Genomic DNA, 3,631 nt, shown 5'->3' on the forward strand with positions numbered 1-3,631 from the left:
AGAGGCATTGGCAGTGTTTCGATCTGGGAGTGTTTGAGCGTAGTTAGAGGGTGTTTGAAAAGTAGAGATTAATACTTGCAAACCCTAGAGAATCCCCCCTAGCCCCCCTTAAAAAGGGGGGAACTGGATCGAAAGTCCCCCTTTTTAAGGGGGATTTAGGGGGATTCAGGTCTACGATCGTAACAAATAAAACTTTTCAAACAGCCTCTAAATGTGATGAACTTAAACATTAAATCAATAAATTGGCCTGACGATCTGGCCGCATCACAGCATCGACGAGGATTTACCTTGGTTGAATTACTACTTGCTTTGGTAATTACTGGCATTGTCATTAGTTTGGCTGGTAGTGGCTTATACGCGCTGATGACAGCAGATCGACGCGCTCAAATCGAGACAACCGATCGATTAGAGTTAGAGCAAGCACTTGCCTTCATGACTGATGAAATCAAAATGTCTAAGCAAGTTCTGACTAGTCTACCGGAAGTTGATGGTAAGGCTCATTTTAATGATGCGTCGGGAAGTAGTCGTGTCAAACCGATTTTGATTTTAAGTCCATCTGCTAATAGTGGCTTAACTCATCCGATCGTATATTACATTGCCGATCCCCCCAATAGCAGTGTCTGGATCGGGCCGAGAGTTATTTATCGTTGGGGGCCAACTTTATTGCAAAATGGCAACTATAGCGACGGGAATGGTAAGGATCTCACCACTCAGCCACCAGGAACTCCGGTAAACTATTACAATGAAGTGCTCATCGATCGAATTAGCGATCGAGCTGCCACAACTGCCAATATTGCTTGCGAACCTGGTTACAGTAATGCTATGCCTGGAGTAACCGAAAGAGCGGGATTTTATGCTTGTATTTCAGCCGATAATAAATCGGTTAAACTCTGGATGTACAAGCAATCCAATCCATCTTTCAAAAGTCAATCGATCGATGCGTTAGTCGTGACTCGCAGTAATTAAAACCGTAGTAACGCACCAACAAGATCTTCGATCGATCTTTAACCATCTTTGCAAACATGACGATCTTGATTAGCAACACCCAGCTTCAAATAATTTATCAACATGCTGAAGCGACCTATCCCGAAGAGTGCTGTGGGATTTTGTTAGGTAAGATAGATGAACGTACTAAAACAGTTATCGAAGTTATTCCAACTATTAATGTTTGGGAACCAGCCGAATCGATCGATCCGCTCGAAGCTAGTAGCGAATTAGCCAAAACAAAGACTAGTCGCTACGCAATTTCACCACAAGATATTCTGCAAGCCCAAAAAAGCGGGCGCGATCGAGATCTAAATATTATTGGCTTCTTTCATTCCCATCCCGACTATCCAGCGACACCTTCAATTTGCGATCGAGACTTAGCTTGGCATGTCTATTCATATCCGATCGTCTCAGTAGTTAATGGTAAAGTTAATGAAATGAAAAGTTGGGTATTAGATGATAAAAGTCTATTTCAATTAGAAGAGATTCAGCAGGTAAAATGATAGAAATGCAAATAGCAGAGCGGACTTTTCAGATGTGGGATTACCATTCAAGTCATAGCCAGCTTTTGTTGCGTAGTCCCAAACGCCCAGGCATTACTACCAACATTGACATTAAATTTTTTGGAGTAGCTTATCTGAATATTCCGACAATTATTAGAGGTTGTGCGATCGGCGAAGCAACGGCAGCAGAGATAGAGCAGATCGACTCTCTCTTACCGAATAGAGCGGATGTCAATAGAGTATTTATTATTTCAAGTGCTGGTAATAGATATCCGATCGTCGCTGTTAATTATAAAATTTCAGAAAACACTCTGGATATTTTTCAGACTATTCTCGATCGATATGATGCGTGAATCGATCGGAATCGCATCTGAAATAACTCAACGTCGATCGGTTGTTGGAGTTAGTGGATCTAAAATTCGATTTAAGACCCGCAATTGATCCGCAGTCCCCATACAAATCAACATATCCTCACCCATCACGATCGTTTCTCCCGTCGGGCCGACAATCAGACTGCCATCGCGACGGCGAATCGCTAATACGAGCGAACCCGATTGCGATCGCAACCTTGCTTCGCGCAGTGATAAACCCGCTACCGGGCAAGTATTTGCATCGATTAGAAATTCTTCCATATAAAAAGATCGATCGCTAGCGACGATCCCATCCATAAAATCCATCACCTGCGGTCTTAGAGCCGCCGCAGCCATCCGTTTTGCACCCGTGATATATGGAGAGATCACTTTATCGGCACCCGCACGTTGGAGCTTCAAGACGGCTTCCTCATTACTCGCCCGCGCGATCGCCCGGATGTTGGGATTAAGAGTTTTGGCAGAGAGGATAATATAGAGATTTTCGGCATCCGAAGGCAACGCCGCTACCAGACAAGCGGCTTTTTCCACGCCCATTTTCAACAAGGTTTCATCGAGAGTTGCGTCTGCTTGGATCGCACTATGACCTTCTGATTGGGCAATTCTGACCTGATCTAGGCTGGCATCGGCAATCACAAATGCCGTCCCCTCTGCTGCAAATTCCGTGGCAATTTGCCGCCCGATCCGTCCGTAACCACAGATGATAAAATGTTCGGCTAAAGAGTCCACAAGTTTTCGTTGTTGTCTAAGTCTTCTACCTTCTACAAAATAGCCTTCAATCAACGCTTCGGTAAATCGATTGACGATATACCCGATCGTAATCACTCCAGCTAAAATCAAGGCGATGGTAAATATATGCCCTCGATCGCCTAGTGGGTGCGTCTCGCCATAGCCGACAGTAGTCAGGGTAATGACGGTCATATAAACCGCATCCAACCAATGCCATCGTTCGACGAGTCCGTACCATAGCGTGCCAGCAATAAATAAGAAGCTTAGGGCAAAGCCACCCCGTTGTAAATCTTTCCTGATGCGACGATATTTTTGCTCGACAGAATCCATTCTGTTAGTGGAAAGTGCAAAGTGGAGAGTGGCAGTTATACAAGTAAATATGGGTATTGCTGTAACATAGTACAACAATACCCATATGACTCTAAGCTTTTAATAACACTAGTTGCCGAAATTACAGTCCAGGAATATTTAAACCGCTGGTGAGTAATTCCATCCGTTCGCGCATGGTGGCGGTAGATTTGTCGTAGGCATCCATCATCGCATCGAGGACTAGTTGGGAGAGTTCTTCGGGACTCTTGCTAGCTGCATCAGCACCGATATTGACTCTACGGGGTTCTTGGTTGCCGCTCAAAGTTACTGTCACGTCGCCTGCTTGTCCTTCGATTTCCATCTGCTCCAGTTCTTCTTGGAGCTTTTTGGCATCTTCTTGCACTTGTTGGGCTTTTTTGAAGGCGTCGGCAAGTTCTTTCATTTTGCCGAGACCGAAGCCGCCAAATCCTTGTCCTTTAGTCATAATCTTTATAATTGTTAGTCAATCTAAACAACATCTCATCTTACTGGAGTCAGGGAATTCAGGGGTGAGGGTATCCGTCAGTTAGCTAAATTAGGCTTTAGGCTTTAGGTATTAGGCTTTAGGTTCGAGAGGTTTCTGGTATTGCCGAGCCTGGTTAATCTATTTTAACCAAATAGCATTTGGAGATCCAAATCCTCAAATTATTCATTCCCTAAAGCCTAAAGCCTAACCCCTAACTTAAAATTCACCGA

Annotated in this window: 5 protein-coding genes; 3 read left to right on the plus strand and 2 right to left on the minus strand. The window is 44.2% G+C overall.

From position 1 onward, the window contains the following. The first annotated feature begins 216 nt into the window (after positions 1-216). From RMO84_RS06000 to RMO84_RS06010, 3 genes are read left to right on the plus strand one after another with little or no spacing between them, the layout of a single operon-like run. Complete coding sequence (locus RMO84_RS06000; RefSeq protein ID WP_310487564.1) at positions 217-966, plus strand: prepilin-type N-terminal cleavage/methylation domain-containing protein; 750 nt, start codon at positions 217-219, stop codon at positions 964-966. Positions 967-1,022: 56 nt separating this feature from the next. Then, complete coding sequence (locus RMO84_RS06005; RefSeq protein WP_310487565.1) at positions 1,023-1,490, plus strand: M67 family metallopeptidase; 468 nt, start codon at positions 1,023-1,025, stop codon at positions 1,488-1,490. Then, entirely contained in the window at positions 1,487-1,843 is a 357-nt protein-coding gene (locus tag RMO84_RS06010; RefSeq protein ID WP_310487566.1) for a hypothetical protein, read from the plus strand. Before RMO84_RS06005 ends, RMO84_RS06010 begins: the two co-directional genes overlap by 4 nt. Before the next feature lie 27 nt (positions 1,844-1,870). On the opposite strand, the gene RMO84_RS06015 is transcribed toward RMO84_RS06010, so the two are convergent. Together RMO84_RS06015 and RMO84_RS06020 are read right to left on the minus strand one after the other, a co-directional pair. Then, positions 1,871-2,917, minus strand: a complete 1,047-nt coding sequence (locus RMO84_RS06015; RefSeq protein ID WP_310487567.1) for a potassium channel protein — start codon at positions 2,915-2,917, stop codon at positions 1,871-1,873. A gap of 121 nt (positions 2,918-3,038) precedes the next feature. After that, complete coding sequence (locus tag RMO84_RS06020; RefSeq protein WP_310487568.1) at positions 3,039-3,380, minus strand: YbaB/EbfC family nucleoid-associated protein; 342 nt, start codon at positions 3,378-3,380, stop codon at positions 3,039-3,041. Between the last annotated feature and the right edge of the window lie 251 nt (positions 3,381-3,631).

Source organism: Chamaesiphon sp. VAR_69_metabat_338, assembly GCF_031423935.1.
Lineage (GTDB): Bacteria > Cyanobacteriota > Cyanobacteriia > Cyanobacteriales > Chamaesiphonaceae > Chamaesiphon.

What these genes read in the sequence shown, in the direction of transcription:
- RMO84_RS06000 (WP_310487564.1), top strand. Translation starts at nt 217, where the DNA reads ATGAACTTAAACATTAAATCAATAAATTGGCCTGACGATCTGGCCGCA.
- RMO84_RS06005 (WP_310487565.1), top strand. Translation starts at nt 1,023, where the DNA reads ATGACGATCTTGATTAGCAACACCCAGCTTCAAATAATTTATCAACAT.
- RMO84_RS06010 (WP_310487566.1), top strand. Translation starts at nt 1,487, where the DNA reads ATGATAGAAATGCAAATAGCAGAGCGGACTTTTCAGATGTGGGATTAC.
- RMO84_RS06015 (WP_310487567.1), bottom strand. Translation starts at nt 2,917, where the DNA reads ATGGATTCTGTCGAGCAAAAATATCGTCGCATCAGGAAAGATTTACAA.
- RMO84_RS06020 (WP_310487568.1), bottom strand. Translation starts at nt 3,380, where the DNA reads ATGACTAAAGGACAAGGATTTGGCGGCTTCGGTCTCGGCAAAATGAAA.